Here is a 20,455-nt window from a genome sequence, read left to right as displayed (position 1 = left end):
TTGGAGGACTCCCATGCGCAAAACTCTCGCCGTGACCGTCATCGCCGCTCTCGGCTTATCCGCCACCGCGTACCCGGCGATGGCGGCCGAGCCCGAACCGGCCGTGAGCATCAATGCCGCCTACCAGCTCGCCGCCTGCGACCCCAACGGCGCCACCTCGACCGACGCGGCTCTGGCCACCCAGCTCAACAGCACACTCAAGGCCAAGATGCGCGGCTACATGTCCGCCTACCGGGTCTCCTGCGCCCGGATGGTGATCAAGGCCGTACGCGACCGCGGCTTGGCCTCCCGAGCCGCGGTGATCGCCATCGCCACGACCATCGTGGAATCCAGCATCCAGAACATCAGCGAGGAGGTCGACCACGACAGCCTCGGCTTGTTCCAGCAGCGCGCCTCCTGGGGAACGAGCACGCAGCGCCTCAACCCGACGTGGGCCACCAACGCCTTCCTCGACAAGATGATCAGGCTCTACCCCGGCGACAGCTGGAAGACGGCTCCCGTCGGCGAGGTGTGTCAGGCGGTCCAGGTGTCCGCCTATCCGGATCGCTACCAGGTCCAGGCCGCCGACGCCCAGATCATCGTGGACGCGCTCTCGAAGCCCGACTTCAGCGGCGACGGTAAGGCCGATGTCATCGCCCGCAACGCCACGACGAAGGACCTGCATCTGTATCTCGGGAACGGGAGCGGTGGGTTCAAGTCGGGGACCGGTGATGCGATCGGTAACAACTGGGGTGCGTTCGACGTCATCTTCTCGCCGGGTGACTTCAGCGGTGACGGTAAGGCCGATGTCATCGCCCGTAACTCCACGACGAAGGATCTGCACCTCTACCTGGGCAACGGCAGCGGGGGCTTCAAGTCGGGGACGGGTGACGCGATCGGCAACAACTGGGGTGCCTTCGACACGATCTTCTCGCCCGGTGACTTCAACGGTGACGGTAAGGCCGATGTCATCGCCCGTAACTCCACGACGAAGGACCTGCATCTGTATCTCGGGAACGGCAGTGGTGGGTTCAAGTCGGGGACGGGCGACGCGATCGGTAACAACTGGGGTGCGTTCGACGTCATCTTCTCGCCGGGTGACTTCAGCGGTGACGGTAAGGCGGACGTGATCGCCCGCAATGCCACGACGAAGGACCTGCACCTCTACCTGGGCAACGGCAGCGGTGGGTTCAAGTCGGGGACGGGTGATGCGATCGGTAACAACTGGGGTGCGTTCGACACGATCTTCTCGCCGGGCGACTTCAGCGGCGACGGGAAGGCCGATGTGATCGTCCGTAACTCCACGACGAAGGATCTGCATCTGTATCTCGGGAACGGCAGCGGTGGGTTCAAGTCGGGGACCGGTGATGCGATCGGCAACAACTGGGGCGCCTTCGACACCATCTTCTGACCTCGTTTGCCGAGGTCGGACGGGGTAGAAGCCCAGCACATGAGCAGGATCGAGCAGGTGACCGCCGCGGCCTACCGGGTGCCGACCGACCGGCCCGAAGGGGACGGGACGCTCGCCTGGGAGGCCACGACGCTGGTCGTCGCCATGGTCCGGGCCGAGGGCATGACGGGGACGGGCTGGACGTACGCGCCCGCCGCCGCGGCCGGGTTCATCGGCGAGGCCCTGGCGAAGGTGGTCGAGGGCAGGGACGCCCTGGCGATCCCGGCGATCTGGGACGCCCTGGTCCGGCAGGTGCGCAACGCCGGGCGGCCCGGCCTGGCCGGGTACGCCGTCTCCGCCCTCGACGTCGCCCTGTGGGATCTGAAGGCGCGGCTGCTGGGGACGTCGCTGGCCGGGTTGTTCGGTCCGGCCCGCGAACGGGTCCCGCTGTACGGGTCGGGCGGCTTCACCACCTACGACGACGACGCGACCGCCGCGCAGCTCACCCACTGGGTCCACGATCTGGGCATCGGCCGCGTCAAGATCAAGATCGGCGAGTCGTCCGGCGCCAGGCCCGCCAGGGACCTGCGCCGGGTCGCGCTCGCCCGGCGGGTCATCGGCGACGACGCCGAGCTGTACGTGGACGCCAACGGCGGCTACACCGCCAAGCAGGCCGTCCGGCAGGCCGAGCGGATGCGTGAGCACGACGTGCGCTGGTTCGAGGAGCCGGTCTCCTCCGACGACCTGGCCGGCCTGCGGCTGGTCAGGCAGCGGATCAGCGCGGACGTGGCCGCGGGCGAGTACGGCGGTGACCCGGCGTACTTCACCCGGATGTGCCAGGCGGAGGCGGTGGACTGCCTCCAGGCGGACGCGACCCGCTGCGGCGGCTACACCGGCTGGTTCGCCGCCTGCGCGATCGCGGCCGGGCACAACCTGGAGGTCTCCGCGCACTGCGCGCCCAACCTGCACCTGCCGGCCGCCGCCGCCACCCCGAACCTGCGGCACATCGAGTGGTTCCACGACCATCAGCGCATCGAGGCCGAGCTGTTCGACGGGGCCGCCGATCCCAGCGGCGGGCTGGCCGCCCCGGTGACCGGGGGGCCGGGTCACGGCCTGACCTTGCGCGCCGACGCCGCTCAGCCGTACCGCACAGCTTGAAGCCGGAGGTGACGGGGAGATGCGGAGGATCGAGGACTACGCCCTCATCGGGGACATGCAGACCGCCGCCCTGGTCGGCAGGGACGGCTCCGTGGACTGGCTGTGCCTGCCGCGCTTCGACTCTCCCGCCTGCTTCGCCGCCCTGCTCGCCGATCCGGGCGCGGGCCGGTGGCTGCTGGCCCCGGCCGGAGCGGGCCCCTGCTCCTCCCGCCGCTACCTGGACGGCACGCTGATCCTGGAGAGCACGTGGGAGCGGGACGGCGGCGCGGTGCGGATCCTGGACTTCATGCCGCCGCGCGGCCAGGCGCCTGACGTGGTCCGCATCGTCGAGGGCGTACGCGGCCGGGTCGAGATGACCATGGAGTTGGCGCTGCGCTTCGACTACGGCCGGGACGAGCCCTGGCTGCGCCACGAGCACGGTCTCCTGGCCGCCGTGGCCGGGCCCGACGCCGCCTGGCTGCGCGCCCCTGTGCCGCTGCGCCAGGACGGGAACGGCCGGCGTACGACGGCGGAGTTCACGGTGGGGCCGGGCGACCGGGTGCCGTTCGTGCTGACCTGGCAGCACTCGTGGCTGCGGCGCCCGCACGCCGTGGACGCGCGGGAGTCCCTGGCCGCGACCGTGCGCATGTGGCGCGACTGGATCGGCCGGTGCGACCACCGGAGCGACGACGACGCCGCCGTACGCGACAGCCTGCTGGTGCTGAAGGCGCTCACGTACGAGCCGACCGGCGGGATCGTCGCCGCCGCGACCACCTCCCTGCCCGAGCAGTTCGGCGGTTCCCGCAACTGGGACTACCGCTACTGCTGGCTGCGCGACGCCACGTTCACCCTGCAGGCGCTCATGTCGGCCGGTTATGACGCGGAGGCCCGCGCCTGGCGGGACTGGCTGCTCCGCGCCGTCGCAGGTCACCCCGCCGACATGCAGATCATGTACACCGTCGAGGGGGCCAGGCGCGTCCCCGAGTGGACCGTGGACTGGCTGCCCGGTTTCGACGGCTCGTCCCCGGTCGTCGTCGGCAACGCCGCCTCCGGCCAGTTCCAGCTCGACGTCTACGGCGAGACCCTCGAATGCCTGCACCTGGCCAGGCGGTCGGGGCTCGCGGTGGAGGAGGAGGCGTGGGACCTGCAGCGGAGCATCATGGACTATCTCGAAGGGGCCTGGCGGCGGCCCGACAACGGGGTGTGGGAGACGCGCGGCCCGCGCCGGCAGTTCACCCACTCCAAGATCCTCACCTGGGTGGCCGCCGACCGGATGGTCCAGGCGGTGGAGACGTACGGGCTGGGCGGGCCGGTGGACCGGTGGCGGGCGCTGCGCGCGGAGGTCCACGACGAGGTGTGCGCGCGCGGCTACGACGCCGACCGCAACACCTTCACCCAGTACTACGGCTCGGCCGGCCTGGACGCCGCGCTGCTGCTCATCCCTCGCCTCGGTTTCCTGCCCGCGGACGACCCGCGTGTGGCGGGGACCGTGGACGCGATCCGCCGCGAGCTGATGGAGGACGGCTTCGTGCTGCGCTACCGGCCCGAGAAGGAGGGCGTGGACGGGCTGCCCGGCCGCGAGGGCACCTTCCTGGCCTGCTCGTTCTGGCTGGCCGACGCGCTGGCGATGCTGGGCCGCCGCCGGGAGGCGCGCGAGCTGTTCGACCGGCTGCTCGGCCTGCGCAACGACGTGGGGCTGCTCTCGGAGGAGTACGACACCACCCGCCACCGGCAGGCCGGCAACTTCCCGCAGGCGTACAGCCACGTGTCCGTCATCAACACCGCCGCCGCCCTCGCCCCGGGCTGACGAACACTTTCCGCATTCGTCAGCATTCCGCTCCAGCAGGCCGGGCAGGACGCCGGGCATGACCCGTATCGTCGCAGAATCGCTCATAGAACGGCTGGTCGCCTGGGGTGTGGACACCGTGTTCGGCCTGCCGGGCGACGGGATCAACGGCATCATGGAGGGCCTTCGCCGCCACCGTGACCGCGTCCGTTTCCTGCTGGTGCACCACGAGGAGGCGGCGGCGTTCATGGCCACCGCGCACGCCAAGGCCACCGGGCAGATCGGGGTGTGCCTGGCCACCTCGGGGCCGGGCGGCATCCACCTGCTCAACGGCCTGTACGACGCCAAGCTGGACCACCAGCCGGTCCTCGCCATCACCGGCATGCAGGAGACGAGCGTGCTCGGCACCGGCTACCAGCAGGAGGTCCACCTGGACCGGCTGTACGAGGACGTCACGGAGTACAACCTCCTCGTCGACAACCCCGCGCAGCTGCCCGGCGTCGTCGACCTCGCGATCAGGGCGGCGTACGCCCGGCGCGGAGTGGCCCACCTGACCATCCCCAACGACGTCCAGGTCGCCCCCGCCCACGAGGACCCGTATCCCGAGGTCGCGCCGGCCCGTCCGCCGGCCACCGCGCCGATCTATCTGAGCGCCCCCGGCGTCCCCCGGCAGGAGGACCTGGAGACGGCGGCGTCGGTGCTGAACGCCGCCACGCGGCCGGCGATCCTGGCCGGCGCCGGCGCCCTGCACGCCCGGCGCGAGGTGCTGGCGGTGGCCGACGTGCTCGGCGCGCCGGTGATCAAGACCCTGCCCGGCAAGGCCGTCATCCCCGACGACTCGCCCTTCGCCGTGGGCGGCATCGGCCTGCTCGGCACCCGGCCGGGCGAGGAGCTCATCGAGGACTGCGACACGCTGTTCATGATCGGCACCAACTTCCCCTACACCAAGCACCTGCCGGAGCCGGGCCAGGCCCGCGTGGTGCAACTGGAGGCCGACCCGATCAGGGCGGGCGTGCGCATGCCGACCGAGGTGCCGATGATCGGCGACGCCAAGCAGGGCCTGGCGGCACTCCTGCCGCTGCTGGAGCGGAACGGCGACCGCGGGCACCTGGCCAAGTACGCCAAGGCGATGGACCGCTGGCGCGCCGACATGGCCGCCCTGCGCACGCCCGACCGCCATCCGATCGCTCCCCAGTACCTGATGGCCTGCGTCGACGAGGCCGCCACCGACGAGGCGATCCTGACCTGCGACTCGGGCACCATCGCCACCTGGGCGGCCCGGCACTGGACCATTCGCGGCGAACGCGGCTTCTACCTGTCGGGCAACCTGGCCACCATGGCGCCCGGCCTGCCGTACGCGGTCGCCATGCAGCACGCCTTCCCCGGCCGGCAGGTGATCGCGTTCGTCGGGGACGGCGGCTTCGCGATGCTGATGGCCGAGTTCCTCACGGCCGCCCAGCACCGGCTGCCGATCAAGGTGATCGTCAACAACAACAACGCGCTGGGCCAGATCCTCTGGGAGCAGATGGTGCTCGGCTATCCCGAGCACGGCGTGCGCTTCGCCGAGCCCGCCGCCGACTTCTCCGCCTGGGCCCGCTCCTGCGGCGGCTACGGCCGCAAGGTGAGCGACCCGCGTGACCTCGCCGAGGCCGTACGGGAGGCGCTCGCGCACGACGGGCCGGCGCTGGTGGACGCCGACGTCAACCCGGACGAGCCGCCGATGCCGGGCAAGGTGACGTACGAGCAGGCGAAGAAGTTCGCCGAGGCGTTCATGAAGGGCCAGCCGCACAAGGCGTCGATCGCGACCACCCTGTTCAAGGACAAGATCTCCCAGATGGGCCGGTGAGGGTGATGACCCGTCCTGCCACGCTTCCCGCTCCCGCTCTCCGTACCGGGCAGCCCTACGTGCGGGTGCGCGACCTGGAGCGGGACCTCGCCGCCAAGGTCGACGGCGAGGTCCGCTTCGACCCCGGCAGCCGGGGCGCCTACTCCACCGACGCCTCCAACTACCGTCAGGTGCCGCTCGGCGTCGTCGTGCCGCGCACCGTGGAGGCCGCGGCGGTCGCGGTGGCGGTCTGCCGCGCGCACCGGGCGCCGATCACCTCGCGCGGCGGCGGGACCAGCCTGGCCGGTCAGACCTGCAACACCGCCGTGATCATCGACTGGTCGAAGTTCTGCCACCGCCTGGTGTCGGTGGACGAGCGGGCGCGTACCTGCGTGGTGGAGCCCGGCATCGTGCTGGACGACCTCAACCGGCGGCTCAAGCCGACCGGCCTGATGTTCGGCCCGCGCCCGTCCACGCACTCCCACTGCACGCTCGGCGGCATGATCGGCAACAACTCGTGCGGATCCACCGCCCAGCTCTACGGCAAGACCGCCGACAACGTCGTCCGGCTGGAGATCCTCACCTACGACGGCACCCGCATGTGGGCAGGCCCCACGAGCGACGAGGAGTACGACCGGATCATCGCGGAGGGGGGCCGCCCGGCCGAGATCCTGCGGCGGCTGCGCGAGATCATGAGCGAGCACGCCGACGAGATCCGCCGCCGCTACCCCGACATCCCGCGCCGGGTCTCCGGCTACAACCTCGACCAGTTGCTGCCCGGCGGGCCGTTCGACCTGGCGCGGGCCCTGGTCGGCTCGGAGGGCACGCTGGTCACCGTGCTCCGCGCCGAGCTGGCGCTGGTGCCCGTACCGGCCGCGCGGAGCCTGGTCGTGCTCGGCTACCACGACATCGCGGCGGCCGGCGACGCCGTGCTGCCGATCGCCGCCCATCAGCCGCTCCAGCTGGAGGGCATCGACGACAAGCTCATCGGCTACGAGACGCGCAAGCACATGCACGGCAAGGCGGTGGCCCGGCTGCCGGAGGGCGGCGCCTGGCTGATGGCCTCGTTCACCGGCGACGACCAGGAGGACGCCGACCGGCGGGCCCGCGAACTCCTGACGGACATCGGCCGCGACGGGCACGCCCCCGACGTGGCGTTCTTCGACGACCCCGAGTCCGAGACGGAGCTCTGGGATCTGCGCGAGGCGGGGCTCGGCGCCACCGCGCGCGGGCCGGGCATGGCCGACACCTGGCCCGGCTGGGAGGACTCGGCCGTCCCTCCGGAACGACTCGGCGACTACCTGCGCGACCTGCGCCGGCTGCTGGACGAGTTCGGCTACGGCGACGCCTCCCTGTACGGCCACTTCGGCCAGGCGTGCGTGCACACCCGCATCCCGTTCGACCTGCTCACCGCCGACGGCGTGGCGGCCTTCCGCGCCTTCCTCGACCGGGCCGCGGATCTGGCCGTCTCCTACGGCGGCTCGCTGTCGGGCGAGCACGGCGACGGCCAGGCGCGGGCCGAGCTGCTGCCCAAGATGTTCGGCGACGCCGTCGTGACCGCCTTCCAGCAGGTCAAGGCGGTGTTCGACCCCGACGACCGGATGAACCCCGGCAAGATCGTCTCGCCCAACGGGATCACCACGGACCTGCGGCTGGGCAGCGCCTGGACGCCCGCAGAGCCCGAGACCGAGTTCGGCTACCCCGACGACCAGGGCAGCTTCCAGCGGGCCGTGATGCGCTGCGTCGGCGTCGGCCAGTGCCGCAGCCACCAGGGCGGCGTCATGTGCCCCTCCTACCGGGCCACCGGCGAGGAGGAGCACTCCACCCGGGGCCGCGCCCGGCTGCTGTTCGAGATGCTGAACGGCCACCGCGACTCCACCGTGACCGACGGCTGGCGCTCCACCGCCGTCCACGACGCCCTCGACCTGTGTCTGGCCTGCAAGGGCTGCAAGCGCGACTGCCCGGTGGAGGTGGACATGGCCACGTACAAGGCCGAGTTCCTCTCCCACCACTACGCGGGCCGGCTCCGGCCCGCCGCCCACTACAGCATGGGCTGGCTGCCGGTGTGGGCGCGGCTGGCCTCGTTCGCGCCCGGCCTGGTCAACGCCGTGACCCACGCGCCCGGCCTGGACCGGCTGGTCAAGCGGCTGGGCGGGCTGGAGCCGGCCCGGCCCCTGCCGTCCTTCGCGGGGATCCGCTTCAGTGACGCCTACCGCCGCAGGGGGCCGCGCGGCAGCGGCGACCTCGGCGAGGTGCTGCTGTGGCCGGACACCTTCACCGACAACCTGGCCCCGCGCATCGCGGCCTCGGCCGTCGTCGTGCTCGAAGCCGCCGGCTACCGGGTGATCGTGCCGCCGCGCACCCTGTGCTGCGGGCTGACCTGGATCTCCACCGGGCAGCTCGGCATCGCCCGCCGCGTGCTGCGCCGGACCCTGGACACGCTCGCGCCCCTGCTCAGGAGCGGCATCCCGATCGTCGGGCTCGAACCGAGCTGCACCGCCGTCTTCCGTGACGACGCCGCCAACCTGCTGCCCGGCGACCAGGACGTCACCCGGCTGGCCGAGCAGACGAAGACGCTCGCCGAGCTGCTCACCGGCACCGACGGCTGGCGGCCGCCGCGCATCGACCGCGCCGCCGTCGCCCAGCCGCACTGCCACCAGCACGCCGTGCTCGGCTACGAGGCCGATCAGCGCCTGCTCCAGCAGGCCGGAGTCAAGCTCAAGACGGTCGGCGGCTGCTGCGGCCTGGCCGGCGACTTCGGCTTCACCGCCGGGCACCTGCGCACCTCGCTCGCCTGCGCCGAGCACGAGCTGCTGCCCGCCGTCCGCGAGAGCGAGCCGGACACGCTCGTCCTGGCCGACGGCTTCAGCTGCCGCACCCAGCTCGAACACAGCGGAACCGCGAACCGCCCGCTCCACCTCGCCGAACTCCTCGCCCAGGCGAGCACCCGGCTCACCTGCGGGCCGACGCGATGAGGCTCGCGGACGCCCACGTGCTGATCACCGGGGCCTCCTCGGGGATCGGCGCCGCCACCGCGCACGCGCTGGCGGGCACCGGCGCCAGGCTGACGCTCGCGGGACGCGACCGCGACCGCCTCGCGGCCGTCGCCGCGGCGACGGGCGGGGACATGGTGGTGTGCGACGTCACGACGCAGGCCGGCGAGCTCGTCGCGCGGGCCGGTCACGTCGACGTCCTGGTCAACAACGCCGGGGTGGGGTGGGCCGGGTCGTTCGTGGAGATGCCCGCCGGCAGCGCCGATCGGCTGCTGGCCGTCAACCTCGCCGCGCCGATCGCGCTGACGCGGCTGCTGCTCCCCGGGATGCTGGCGGCCGGACGCGGGCACATCGTGTTCGTGGCCTCCATCGCGGGAGCGGTGGGCGTGGCGGGGGAGGCGGTCTACTCCGCCACGAAGGCGGGGCTGGTGGTCTTCGCCGAGGGCCTGCGCCATGAGCTGCGCCACGCGCCAGGGGTCGGCGTGTCCGTCCTGCTGCCGGGGGTGGTGAACACGCCCTTCTTCGTCCGGCGCGGCGCACCGTACACCCGTGGCTGGCCGGTGCCGATCCCGCCCGAGCGGGTGGCACGGGCCGTCGTGGCGGCGATCCTGCACGGCCGGCCCGAGTCGTTCGTGCCGGGCTGGCTCAGGCTGCCGGCCCGGCTGCGCGGCGCGGCACCCGGACCGTTCCGGCTGCTCGCGCGGCGCTTCGGCTGACCTTCGCTCAGCCGCTCCTGATGGCCCGGAGCGACTCCTTCAGCGAGCCGAGCGTGGCGAGGACGGCGGTGGGCTCGTAGCCGCAGTGCGCCATGCAGTTGTCGCACCGCGGGTCGCGGCCCCGGCCGTAGGCCGACCAGTCGGTGTCCTCGATCAGCTCGCGGTAGCTCTGGGCGTACCCGTCGGCCATCAGGTAGCACGGCCGCTGCCAGCCGAACAGCGAGTACGACGGGATCGCCCAGGCCGTGCACGGCAGCTCCGTCAGGCCCTCGAGGAAGTCCAGGAACAGCGGCGAGTGGTTGAACCGCCAGCGGCTCCGCCTCCCGCCCTTGAACGCCTCGCGGAACAGCTCGCGCGTCTCCCGCACGCCCATGAACCGATCCTGTACGGGCGCCTTCTCGTACGCGTACGCGGGCGAGATCATCATCTGGTCGACGGCGAGCTCGTCGTTGAGGTAGTCGAGCACCTCGATGACGGTCTGCGGGCTGTCGGAGGAGAAGAACGTCGTGTTCGTCGTCACCCGGAAGCCGCGCCGCTGGCATTCGCGCACGGCGGCGACCGCCTCGTCGAAGACGCCCTCCTTGCACACCGCCGCGTCGTGGCGTTCGCGGACGCCGTCGATGTGCACGGTCCAGGCGAAGTACCGGGAAGGCTCGAACTCGTCGATCTTCTTCGGGATCAGCAGGGCGTTCGTGCACAGGAAGACGTACTTCTTCATGCCGACGAGGCGGCGGACCAGCTCGCCGATCTGCGGGTGCATGAGCGGCTCCCCGCCGGCGATCGAGACCATGGGCGCGCCGCACTCCTCGATGGCCGCGACGGCCTGGTCCACCGGCATGCGCTGTTTCAGCACGTCGGCGGGGTGCTGGATCTTGCCGCAGCCGGCGCATTTGAGGTTGCACGCGAACAACGGCTCCAGCTCGACCAGCAGCGGGAACTTGGTCCGTCCCCGGAGCCGCTGGCCGAGGATGTAGCCGCCGATGCGCAGGCTTTGCCGAAGCGGGATCGTCATGGCAGCGGTTCCTTGGGTAGCGGGACGGACACGGGTTCGGGGGCGATGGCCGGGGGCGGGCCGACGGCCGCCGCCCAGCGCACCAGGACGGGGCCGAGGGTGGCGAGCGTGCGGCGCGCGGCGAGGCCACGGGCCAGCGTCGCCGGCCGCAGCAGCGGCGCCCCCGGCGCGTCGACGATGACCCGTACGGCGGCGAGCGGCCGGTCCACGGCGGCGCGCGCCAGTGGCCCGCTCTCCATGTCCACGGCCCGCACGCCCTGACCGGCGAGGCGGCGGCGTTCGGCCCCCCTGACGAGATGATCGACGGTGAGCAGCGGCCCGGTCCTGGCGGGCAGGCCGGCACGGGCCAGCTCCTCCGCGAGCAGCGCGGCCCAAGGGCAGGGATGCACCCGTCCCCTGAACCGGACCTCGTCCGCCACCAGGACGTCGCCCGGCCGGAGGCCGGCGGCGACGGCGCCGCCGAAGCCCACGACGGCGACCGCCCCCTGCCCGTGCAGGTGCCCGGCCGCGCGAGCGGCCCGGCGCGGGCCGATCCCGGTGGTGACCACCCTGATGTCCGTGAGGCCGGCCGGCAGGCCGCGCCTGATCGCGTGGGCCTCGATGCCGAGCGCGGCACAGATCAGCAGGCCGGTCATCGGACGTCCGGAGGGGTGTCGCGGCTCAGGTAGCGCCCGAGTGCGCTGATCGGGAAGACGAGCCGGTAGAGGTGGTAGTTGATGTAGAAGTCGCCGGGGAAGCCGGTGCCCGTGAAGTAGGGCTCGTCCCAGTTGCCGTCCGGCCGCTGGTGCTCGACGAGCCAGCGCACGCCGTTCTCCACCGCCGGTGAACGTTCGCCGGCGGCCAGCAGGGCCAGCAGCGCCCAGGCGGTCTGCGACGCCGTGGAGGCGCCGCGGCCGATCCAGGCGGGGTCCCGGTAGGAACGCAGGTCCTCTCCCCAGCCGCCGTCGTCGTTCTGGTGCCGTTCCAGCCAGGCGACGGCGCGGCGTACGGAGGAATGGCCCGGGTTGACCCCGGCGGCGACGAGGGCCGGCACCACGGCACCGGTGCCGTAGACGTGGTTGGCGCCCCAGCGGCCGAACCACGAGCCGTCCCGCTCCTGCGCCTTGAGCAGCCAGACCACGGCCCTGCGCAGCTCGGGGGAGCCGGGCCGCTCCTTGGCCAGGGCTTCGACGACGTGCGCGGTGACGTCGGCGGACGGAGGGTCGATCACCGCGCCGAAGTCGCAGAAGGGCAGCTTGGTGCAGAGCACGCGGTCGTTGTCGGCGTCGAACGCCGCGAAGCCGCCGTCGGAGCTCGCCATGCCGGCCATCCACCGGACCCCGCGCTCGATCGCCGGCCGCACGCCGGGGACGTCCAGCCTGCGCAGCGCCAGGACCACCTCGGCGGTGTCGTCGATGTCGGGATAGCCGTCGTTGTCGAACTCGAACGCCCACCCGCCCGGCGGCAGGCCGGGCCTGCGCACGGCCCAGTCGCCCGTCGTGGTGATCTCCTCGCGCAGCAGCCAGGCGGCGGCTCCGGTGACGGCCGGGTGGTCGGCCGGGGTGCCGGCGTCGAGCAGGGCGTTGACCGCCAGCGCGGTGTCCCAGACGGGGGACTGGCACGCCTCCAACCGGCGCCCGCTCTCGTCCCGGATGGTGAACCTGTCGAGTCCCTTGATCGCTCTGGTCATCACCGGATGGTCGAGCCGATAGCCGGCGAGGTGGAGCGCGATCACCGAGTAGACCCACGGGGGCTGGATGCCGCCCCAGGAGCCGTCGGCCTCCTGACGTGCGGTGATCCAGTTGATGGCGCGCGTCAGAGCGGCCCGCCGCAGGATCGGCGAAGGGCGCCGCTCGTAGCGGTGCAGCGCCCTGTCGAGGACGCAGAAGGCCTTCTCCCAGCCTCCGCCCGAGGCCCGGCGCGGCTCCCGTCCGGTCCGCAGCTCGGCCAGGTCGAACGGGAGCCGGCGCACCGGCCGGCACGCGGTCACGACGGTCAGCGGCACGATCGTCTGCCTGGCCCAGCAGGCCCAGTCGTAGATGTTCAGCGGGAACCACGGCGGAAGGAACATCAGCTCGGGTGGCATGACCGGGAGCCGCCGCCACGGCCACTCCCCGAACAGCGCCAGCCAGATGCGGGTGAACACCCGGCTCGCCTCGATGCCGCCCATGTCCAGGATCTGGCCGCGGGCGGCGCGCATGTGCGCCGCGTCGGGCGGGTCGCCGGCGAGCCGCAGCGCGGCGTACGCCTCGACGGTGGTGGACAGGTCGGCGGGTCCCTCGTGGAAGTTGGCCCAGGTGCCGTCGGCGCGCTGCTGCGAGCGGATCCACCGGCCGGCCTCCGCCGTGTCCGGCTCGGTGCGGATGCCGAGGAACTGCCGCAGCAGCAGGTCCTCGGCGTCCATGGTCACGTTGGTCTGCAGCTCGCCCTTCCACCAGCCCTCCGGGGACCGCAGGCCCAGCAGGTGGTCGCAGGCGCTCTGCAGGGCGTGCTCGGCTCCGGTGAGCACGTCCCGGGTCTCAAGAGTCGTCATGTCAGTGGTCCCTGGATGCGATGAATCGGGCGAGGTGCAGGAATTCAGCTCGTACGTCCGCGGGCAGGTCGGCGTCGTCGAGGCACCGGATCGCCGCGTCGAGCCGCCGTTCGGCCTCCGCCTCGGCCCACGCCCGGCCGCCCGCCTCCTCGACCAGGCGGGCGGCCTCGTGCAGGTCGGACTCGGCGAGCGGCGCGGGCCTGGCCAGCAACTCGGCGAGCCGGCGGCCGGCCGCCGTCGGACCGGTGAGCGCGGCGACCACGGGCAGGCTCTTCTTGCGGGTACGCAGATCGGCGAGCACCGGCTTGCCCGTCGCCTCGGTGCTGCCCCAGATGCCGAGAAGGTCGTCGGCGAGCTGGAAGGCCAGGCCCGCCTCGGCCCCGAACGCGGCCAGGGCGCCCGCCAGCGGCGCGGGGCCGCCGGCCGCCGTGACGCCGATCGAGCAGGCGCAGGCGAGCAGCGAGGCGGTCTTGCACCGCGACATCCGCAGGCACTCCTCCCTCGTCACGTCGTCCCGGTCCTGGAACTCCAGATCGAGGGCCTGGCCCGCTACGAGCGAGAGCACGGCGTCGTTGAGCGCGCGGGCCGCCGCCGCACAGCCCTGTTCCAGCAGGAGCTCCCCGGCCAGGGTGAGCAGGGCGTTGCCGCAGAGGAGCGCATGGGGGCGGCCGAAGACGGTCCAGGCGGCCGGTCGGTGCCGGCGTACCGGGTCGTCGTCCATGACGTCGTCGTGCAGGAGCGAGAACGCGTGCACGAGCTCCACCGCCGCGGCGGCGGGCAGGCACCGCTCGACGTCCGCTCCGGCCGCCCGGCCGGACAGCACCGCGAGCGTCGGCCGCAGCGCTTTGCCGCCGCCCGCGTCTGATCGGCCGCCCGTGTCTGATCGGCCGCCCGTGTCTGATCGGCCGCCCGTGTCTGATCGGCCGCCCGTGTCTGATCGGCCGCCCGCGTCCGATCGGCCGCCCGTGTCTGATGGGCCGCCCGTGTCTGATCGGTCCGCGTCCGATCGGTCTTCGCCGTCGGCCCAGCCGAAGTGGTAGCGGGCGACGCGCGCGGAGAGCGGGTCGAGACGGCCGACGGCCTCGCGCAGCACCGGCTCCACGAGCTCGCGGGCGGCCTCGGCGGCCGGCAGGGTCAGGGTCATGGCGTCGTCTCCTGACGTCGCAGGTGCCGCCTGACCAGGCCGGCCGCGTGCAGTCCACTGCGTACGGCCCCTTCCATGGTGTCGGGCCAGCCGGTGTCGGTCCAGGCGCCGGCGAGGTAGAGGCCGGGCCAGTGGGTGGTGCTGCGCGGGCGGACCGCCCCGCTGCCGGGCGCCTGACGGAAGGTCGCGCGCCGTTCTCTGGTGACGAAGAAGTCGGTCAGCCGGGCTCGGCGCGCGGCGGGCAGAACCGATCGCAGCGCGGGGACGAACACCTCGCGCAGGTCCGCGGTCGGCCGGTCGATCCAGGTGTCCGCGACCGACACGGACACCGCGAGGTACTGGCCCCGGCTCAGGCCCGCGACACGGGTCTTGTCGAACACCCACTGCACCGGCGAGTCCGTGACCGCGACGAACGGCGCCGGCATGACCGGCCGGTCGTAGACGGCGTGCACGTTGATGATCGGGCTCGCGTCCAGGGCGTTCCACGTGTCCCGGCCGGGCGCCGCGTCCAGGGGCACCAGCTTGGCGGCCTGCTCGTGGCGGGTGGCGACGATGACCGCCGACGCCCTTATCCTGACGCCGTCCACGACGACGGCCGGTCCCGGCTCGATGGCGCTGACCTTCGCCCCCACCCGTACGTCGCCGCCGCGCCGTACGATGGCCGCCCTGGCGGCGGTGTCGTGCAGCTCGCCCAGGGGGACCAGGGGAATGCCCAGGTCCGCGGCGTCCGGCCGGCCGAGCAGCGCGGTCTTGAACACCTTCACGGCCGGGCCGAGCGCGGCCTCCTCGACCCCCGTGTTCAGCGCCGCCACCGCGAGCAGGTCCCAGAGCGCCTGCCGGGCCGGGGCCCGCTGGCCGTGCGCGGCGAGCCAGCTCCCGAACGTCACCTCGTCGAGGACGGGATCGGCCGGATCGAGCCTGCTCAGGGCGATGGAGCCGCGCAGAGCGCGGACCCGGTCGCCGGGACCGAGCAGGCGGTAGCCCGCGAGCGCGGGGACGAAGTGCAACGGTCCGGGCAGAGGTGCCCGGCGCAGCCGCCCCGACCGGCCCGCCGCGCTCAGCACCCGCACGTCGAACCGGCTCTGCAGATCCACCAGCCCGGTGCCGCCGATCCGTTCGAGCAGTCCGCGGTAGGCCGTGCAGCAGCGGAGGAAGACGTGCTGGCCGTTGTCCACGGTCAGCCCGTCGCGCTGGAAGGAGCAGGCGGCGCCGCCCAGCCTCGGGCGGGCCTCGTACAGCGTCACGCGGCACCCGGCCTCGGTGAGCGCGACGGCCGCGGAGATGCCGGCCAGGCCGCCGCCGATCACCGCCACCGGCTCGGGCCTCATCGCGGCCACCTCATGCCAACGGAAGGCGCTGGAGCGCCGGATCGGACGATCTCGTGGTCATGAGGACCCGCGCCCACGCCGCGAGCAGGCGCGGGCGGCGCGGGCGGACGGCCCGGCCCAGGACGTCGTAGCGGGCGGCGGCCAGCGCGGCCAGGGTCGCGTGACCTCCCGCGACATAGCCCGCCACCGCCGTACGGGCGAAGCCGGCAAGGGAGGCGACGATCGCCTCCCCCTCGCTCAGCAGCTTCGCGGCCCGCGCGGCCTGCACGGCCACCGCCGCGCGTAGCGGCGGCGAGGTGGCCGTCGCCGCGAGATGGCCGGCCGGGCAGCCGGCCCGCCGCAGGTCCTCCTCCGGCAGGTAGACGCGCCCGCGCCGGTAGTCCTCGCCCACGTCCTGGCAGTGCTCGATGATCTGCAGCGCCGAGCAGACGCGGTCCGACAGGGCCAGCCGGGCGTCGCTCACCTCCCCGAACACGTGCAGCACGAGCCGGCCGACCGGGTTCGCCGAGAGCTCGCAGTAGCCGAGCAGGTCGTCGAAGGTCTCGTAGCGGCTGACCGACTGGTCACGCCGGTTGGCCTCGATGAGGCGGTGGAACGGCTCGGCCGGGATCGAGCACTCCCGGACGGTACGGGTGAGCGCGCGGACGGGCCGCAGCCGCGGGGTCTCCCCGTCGTAGAGCCGCGCCAGGTCGGCCTCGAACTCGTCCAGCAGGCGCAGCCGGTCGCCGGGAGGCCCCTCGTCGCCGACGTCGTCCACGGAGCGCGCGAAGCCGTACACGGCCATGAGGTGGTCGCGGTGCCGACGCGGCAGCAGTCGCGAGGCCACCGGGAAGTTCTCCCGGCGCGCCTTTTCCGCGAGCTCCTGTGAATAGCCCTTCCGAGACAGCACGACAGGGAAATTATCCGTCGTCGTGCAGCGCAAACCTGGAGGCGGTCTGTTTCCATTCCGTTGGCTCGGCATTTACTTTTCGGCGGCGCCGGTAAATTGGCGTTTGAATGCATGGGGAAAGGGGACTCGCCTTTATGGAAACCCGCTGCACCGGCATTTAACGGCGGCTCGCCGCCACGCCGTGGTCGCGCAGCGGCCCCACTCTCAGGCCCATGAGCCGGCAGTGCTCCACGAGCGCGGGGAGGGCGTCGAGCGCCGATCGCCAGGAACCAGGAACGGAGGCGTGGTCGGAGTCATGGAGCAGGACGGTCGCCCCGCCGCGCAGCCCGGCCGCCACGGTGGTGAGGACCGAGCGCGGCGTGGCCGCCGCCTCCCAGTCCCGGCCCCAGTCGGTCCACAGCACGGGACGCAGCCCCAGCAGGCGGGCGGAGACCAGCGCCTCCAGGCTGAGCGCCCCGTAGGGCGGGCGGTACCAGGCCGCGCGGACCCCGCAGACCTCCCGCACCAGACGGGCGGCGCGGCCGATCTCGGCCGTCACCCGTCCCGGCGGGGCGATCAGGGCGTTGCCGTGCCGCCAGCCGTGCACGGCCAGCTCGTGGCCCTCGGCCACGATGCGGCGGCCCAGTCCCGGATGGCGTTCGAGCAGCTCGCCGAGGACGAAGAAGGTCGCGTGAGCACCGAGGCGTCCCAGCTCGTCCAGGAAGCGCGGGGTGGAGCCGGGATGGGGACCGTCGTCGAAGGTGAGCGCCACGTGGCCGGGGTCACCGGCGCCGGCGAGCGCGGGCATCCACCGCCGGACCGACGGCAGCCAGGTGGCGGCCGGGGCCGCGTGCAGCAGGGAAAGGCAGGCCAGCCCGAGCGGCAGGGCGATCCGGCTCATCGTCGTGCCGCTCGTCCGCCCGGGGGAGCGGGGCGGCGGCGGGTGCTCATCCTCACCGCGTCGATGGGCAGCGGCCACGACGGGGTCGCCGCCGAGCTGGCCGCGCGGCTCGCGGCCGAGAATGCCGACGCGCGGATCATCGATGTCCTCCTGCTCTTCCCGCTCCGGCTGGGCTCGGCGCTGCGGGATGGGTACCGCTGGATGATCCTGCGCGCCCCCTGGCTCTACGAGCTCATCTACCAGGTCTTCTTCGTCGGCAAACGGGCGCCGGGGACGTCTCCGCTCACGGTGCTCGCGGCCGGCCGCCTGCGCCGGCTCGTCGCGGACTGGCGGCCCGACGAGGTCGTCTCGACGTTCCATCTGGCCGCGCAGCTCACGGGGCGGCTGCGCGAGCGCGGCGGGCTGCCGTGCCCGAGCACGGTGCTGGTCACGGACTTCGCGGTGCACCGGCTGTGGCTGCACCACGGCAACGACCGGTACCTGTGCCCGAATCCCGACATCATTGGATATATAGCTGCATGTACCCGTCGGCCGGTGCTGCGCTGCGCGCCGGTCGTCCGCCCGGTGTTCGGGCAGGCGGTGGCCGACCCCGGGCGAGTGGCCCGCAGCGTCGGCGCGGATCCCGGTGACCGGCTCGTCCTGGTGTCGGGAGGGTCATGGGGAGCCGGGGAGATCATCGCGACCGCGCGCGTTCTGGCGAGGTCGGGGCGGTACACACCGCTCGTGCTGTGCGGGGACAACGCCGCGCTGCGGCGCCGCCTGCGCCTGGCCGGGCTGGGGCCCGCGCTCGGCTGGCGCGACGACGTTCCCGAGCTGATGGCGGCCGCGTACGCCCTGGTCGACAACGGCTCCGGCCTGACCTGCGAGGAGGCGTTCGCCGCCGGGCTGCCGGTCGTCGTCCACCGGCCGATCAGCGGCCACGGGCGCGACGGCGCCCGGGCGATGGCCGCGGCCGGGGTGAGCGCGTGCACCGGCGACGCGGCCGCGCTGCTGGAGGCGCTGGACCTCCTCGACGACGCGCGGGCGCGTAAACGCCAGGCGGACCGCGCCTCCGCCCTGTTCTCCGCGATGCCGGCCGAGGCAGGTCTCGTCTCCTCACCGCAGGGGCGCGTTCTGGGCCTGGATGAGCGGCGAGCGGGCCAGCTGGATGACGCCGTAGGCCATGCTCCCGATGCCGATCGCCTCGAACACGATCCATGAGCCGGAGCGGATGGGCTCCCCGAACAGCAGCCCGCCGTACAGGATGCCGGCGATGGGGTCGCTGATGGTCAGCGCGGGCTGCGCGATCACCAGGGGACCGCTGTGCAGGGCGTGCTGCAGGAGGAACAGACTGCACAGGCCGGCCGCCACCATCGCGTACAGCTGCCAGGACCGCGGCAGCGCGCCCAGGTCCTCCTGGGCGATGGCGGTGACCCTCTTGATGAGCGTCGCGGTGAAGGCGAAGCCGATGCCCGCGGCGACGCCCAGCGCCGCGGGCCGGAGCGCTCCTCTCGCCAGGACCCCCACCGCGACCAGCGCGGCCACGACGGCCGCGGTCACGGCGGTGGCGACGATCCAGCCGAACGCGTCGGGCAGCCACCGCCCCACGTCGGGAGCCGCCGCGATGAGGAAGATCGCGAGCCCGGCCGACAGCGCGCCGATCGCCAGCCAGGTGTGCCTGTCCAGGACGATGCCGAACGCCACCGACAGGATGACCATGGTGAACGGCAGCTCGACCACCATGACCGGCTGGACCAGGGCGACGGCTCCCTGCGACAGCGCGGCGGCCTGGAACAGGAAGCCGCCGATCAGCGCCGTGATCCCCCACAGCCACACCGGCTTCCGTACCAGTGCCAGGATCAGGCCCGTCTGCGCTCCCGGACCCTGCGGCACCGTCAGCGCCGCGCGTCGCTGCAGAACCGACGCGGCGGCGTTGCACAGCGCCGCGAGCACCGCCAGCAGCGCGGCAGTGATCAACGGGACCCGGCGCGTTCGGCCGGCCGGCCTCTTCCGCGCCCGGCGCGGGCGAGGGCGCGCACCGCGACCACCGATTTCTCCTTCGTCGTCAGGGAGAGCCTGGCGGCCACCGCGCGGTGGGGATCAGCCGAGATGCGGTCGAGCAGGCACCGGTAGATGCCGGCCATGGTGGCCGTGCAGGCGGCGCTGCGTGCGTCCAGCAGGGGCAGCAGGCGCATCCCGGCGGCGAACCAGTCGCGTGCCCGGTCGGCCTCGAACCTGACCAGCTCGGCCAGGCGCTCCGGCGGGTCGAGGAACCGGCCGGACGCGTCGACGGCCAGGGTGCAGCCGAACCGCGCGAGGTCCTCCACGGGCAGGTAGATCCGCCCGGCCATGCGGTCCTCGCGCAGGTCGCGCAGGATGTTGGTGATCTGCAGGGCCACGCCGAGCGCGTCCGCGAGCGGCGTGGCCGCCTCGACGTCGTCCGAGCCGAACACGCCCAGCGAGAGCCGCCCGATCGAGCCGGCGACGCACCGGCAGTAGCCGACCAGGTCGTCGAAGCTCGCGTACGTCCTCCCGTGCACGTCGGCGACGCAGCCGTCCACGAGGTCGGCGAACGCGCCGAGCGGGATCGGGTAACGGCGCGCGGCTTCGAACACCGCCACCAGCACGAGGTCGTGCGCCTGGGGGACGGGCGCGCCGAGCGTCTCGCGGACCGCGGACAGACCCGCCAGCCGCTGCCCGGCCGGGCCGTCGCCGTCGGCGATGTCGTCGATCCTGCGGGCGAGCGCGTAGACGGCGCTCAACGCACGCCGCTTGGGGACGGGAAGCAGCCGCAGACCGTACGAGAAGTTGCGGGCCTGACTGCGCATGATCTGCTCGCAGTGCCGGTACGCCTTCTTGGAATGCTCGGACATCATGGCAGCGAC

General features: G+C 73.1%; 16 protein-coding genes. 7 read left to right on the top strand and 9 right to left on the bottom strand.

All coding sequences use genetic code 11. The features are described 5' to 3' along the window. The first annotated feature begins 13 nt into the window (after positions 1-13). Genes SMD20_RS29500 through SMD20_RS29475 form a run of 6 tightly spaced genes read left to right on the top strand, consistent with a single transcriptional unit; the run spans position 14 to position 9,826 of the window. Positions 14-1,390 carry an FG-GAP repeat domain-containing protein gene (locus SMD20_RS29500; RefSeq protein ID WP_329587477.1) on the top strand — a complete coding sequence of 459 codons (1,377 nt, stop codon included), beginning with the start codon at positions 14-16 and terminating at the stop codon, positions 1,388-1,390. A gap of 39 nt (positions 1,391-1,429) precedes the next feature. After that, positions 1,430-2,527, top strand: coding sequence for an enolase C-terminal domain-like protein (locus SMD20_RS29495; protein ID WP_329587475.1), 1,098 nt, complete (start codon positions 1,430-1,432; stop codon positions 2,525-2,527). A gap of 19 nt (positions 2,528-2,546) precedes the next feature. Then, positions 2,547-4,313, top strand: coding sequence for a glycoside hydrolase family 15 protein (locus SMD20_RS29490; protein ID WP_329587472.1), 1,767 nt, complete (start codon positions 2,547-2,549; stop codon positions 4,311-4,313). A 58-nt stretch (positions 4,314-4,371) separates the two neighbouring features. Next, positions 4,372-6,138 (top strand): thiamine pyrophosphate-dependent enzyme, encoded by a 1,767-nt coding sequence (locus SMD20_RS29485; RefSeq protein WP_329587469.1) that lies wholly within the window; start codon positions 4,372-4,374, stop codon positions 6,136-6,138. Between the two features lie 5 nt (positions 6,139-6,143). After that, complete coding sequence (locus SMD20_RS29480; protein WP_329587467.1) at positions 6,144-9,092, top strand: FAD-binding and (Fe-S)-binding domain-containing protein; 2,949 nt, start codon at positions 6,144-6,146, stop codon at positions 9,090-9,092. Further along, on the top strand, positions 9,089-9,826 hold the full coding sequence (locus SMD20_RS29475; RefSeq protein ID WP_329587464.1) for an SDR family NAD(P)-dependent oxidoreductase: 738 nt from the start codon (positions 9,089-9,091) through the stop codon (positions 9,824-9,826). The genes SMD20_RS29480 and SMD20_RS29475 overlap by 4 nt, the downstream gene beginning before the upstream one ends. 7 nt (positions 9,827-9,833) lie before the next feature. Here the strand turns inward: SMD20_RS29475 and hpnH are convergent, their stop codons facing one another. The 7 genes from hpnH to SMD20_RS29440 all read right to left on the bottom strand — a co-directional run bounded on the left by hpnH (position 9,834) and on the right by SMD20_RS29440 (position 17,591). Further along, positions 9,834-10,838, bottom strand: a complete 1,005-nt coding sequence (hpnH, locus tag SMD20_RS29470) for an adenosyl-hopene transferase HpnH (protein ID WP_329587462.1) — start codon at positions 10,836-10,838, stop codon at positions 9,834-9,836. After that, positions 10,835-11,473: a phosphorylase family protein gene (locus tag SMD20_RS29465; protein ID WP_329587459.1), complete on the bottom strand. Its 639-nt coding sequence runs from the start codon at positions 11,471-11,473 to the stop codon at positions 10,835-10,837. The genes hpnH and SMD20_RS29465 overlap by 4 nt, the downstream gene beginning before the upstream one ends. Then, positions 11,470-13,350: a squalene--hopene cyclase gene (gene shc, locus SMD20_RS29460; protein ID WP_329587456.1), complete on the bottom strand. Its 1,881-nt coding sequence runs from the start codon at positions 13,348-13,350 to the stop codon at positions 11,470-11,472. Before shc ends, SMD20_RS29465 begins: the two co-directional genes overlap by 4 nt. Position 13,351: 1 nt before the next feature. Then, positions 13,352-14,494, bottom strand: coding sequence for a polyprenyl synthetase family protein (locus SMD20_RS29455; RefSeq protein WP_329587454.1), 1,143 nt, complete (start codon positions 14,492-14,494; stop codon positions 13,352-13,354). Continuing rightward, a complete protein-coding gene (gene hpnE, locus SMD20_RS29450; protein ID WP_329587451.1) occupies positions 14,491-15,822 on the bottom strand; it encodes a hydroxysqualene dehydroxylase HpnE in 1,332 nt (443 codons plus the stop codon). The genes SMD20_RS29455 and hpnE overlap by 4 nt, the downstream gene beginning before the upstream one ends. Positions 15,823-15,832: 10 nt before the next feature. Then, complete coding sequence (gene hpnC / locus SMD20_RS29445; RefSeq protein ID WP_329587448.1) at positions 15,833-16,711, bottom strand: squalene synthase HpnC; 879 nt, start codon at positions 16,709-16,711, stop codon at positions 15,833-15,835. Positions 16,712-16,868: 157 nt separating this feature from the next. After that, a complete protein-coding gene (locus SMD20_RS29440) occupies positions 16,869-17,591 on the bottom strand; it encodes a polysaccharide deacetylase family protein (protein ID WP_329587446.1) in 723 nt (240 codons plus the stop codon). 42 nt (positions 17,592-17,633) lie between these two features. Here SMD20_RS29440 and SMD20_RS29435 point away from each other — a divergent pair, with 42 nt between their 5' ends. Further along, positions 17,634-18,791, top strand: a complete 1,158-nt coding sequence (locus tag SMD20_RS29435; RefSeq protein WP_329587443.1) for an MGDG synthase family glycosyltransferase — start codon at positions 17,634-17,636, stop codon at positions 18,789-18,791. On the opposite strand, the gene SMD20_RS29430 is transcribed toward SMD20_RS29435, so the two are convergent. Both SMD20_RS29430 and SMD20_RS29425 read right to left on the bottom strand, forming a co-directional pair. Further along, on the bottom strand, positions 18,687-19,547 hold the full coding sequence (locus tag SMD20_RS29430) for a DMT family transporter (protein WP_329587441.1): 861 nt from the start codon (positions 19,545-19,547) through the stop codon (positions 18,687-18,689). The genes SMD20_RS29435 and SMD20_RS29430 overlap by 105 nt on opposite strands. Beyond that, a complete protein-coding gene (locus SMD20_RS29425; protein WP_329587438.1) occupies positions 19,544-20,446 on the bottom strand; it encodes a phytoene/squalene synthase family protein in 903 nt (300 codons plus the stop codon). The genes SMD20_RS29430 and SMD20_RS29425 overlap by 4 nt, the downstream gene beginning before the upstream one ends. Positions 20,447-20,455: the final 9 nt, after the last annotated feature.

Source organism: Nonomuraea sp. LP-02, from assembly GCF_036289125.1.
GTDB lineage: Bacteria > Actinomycetota > Actinomycetes > Streptosporangiales > Streptosporangiaceae > Nonomuraea > Nonomuraea bangladeshensis.
This window is presented reverse-complemented; position numbering and strand designations above follow the sequence as displayed.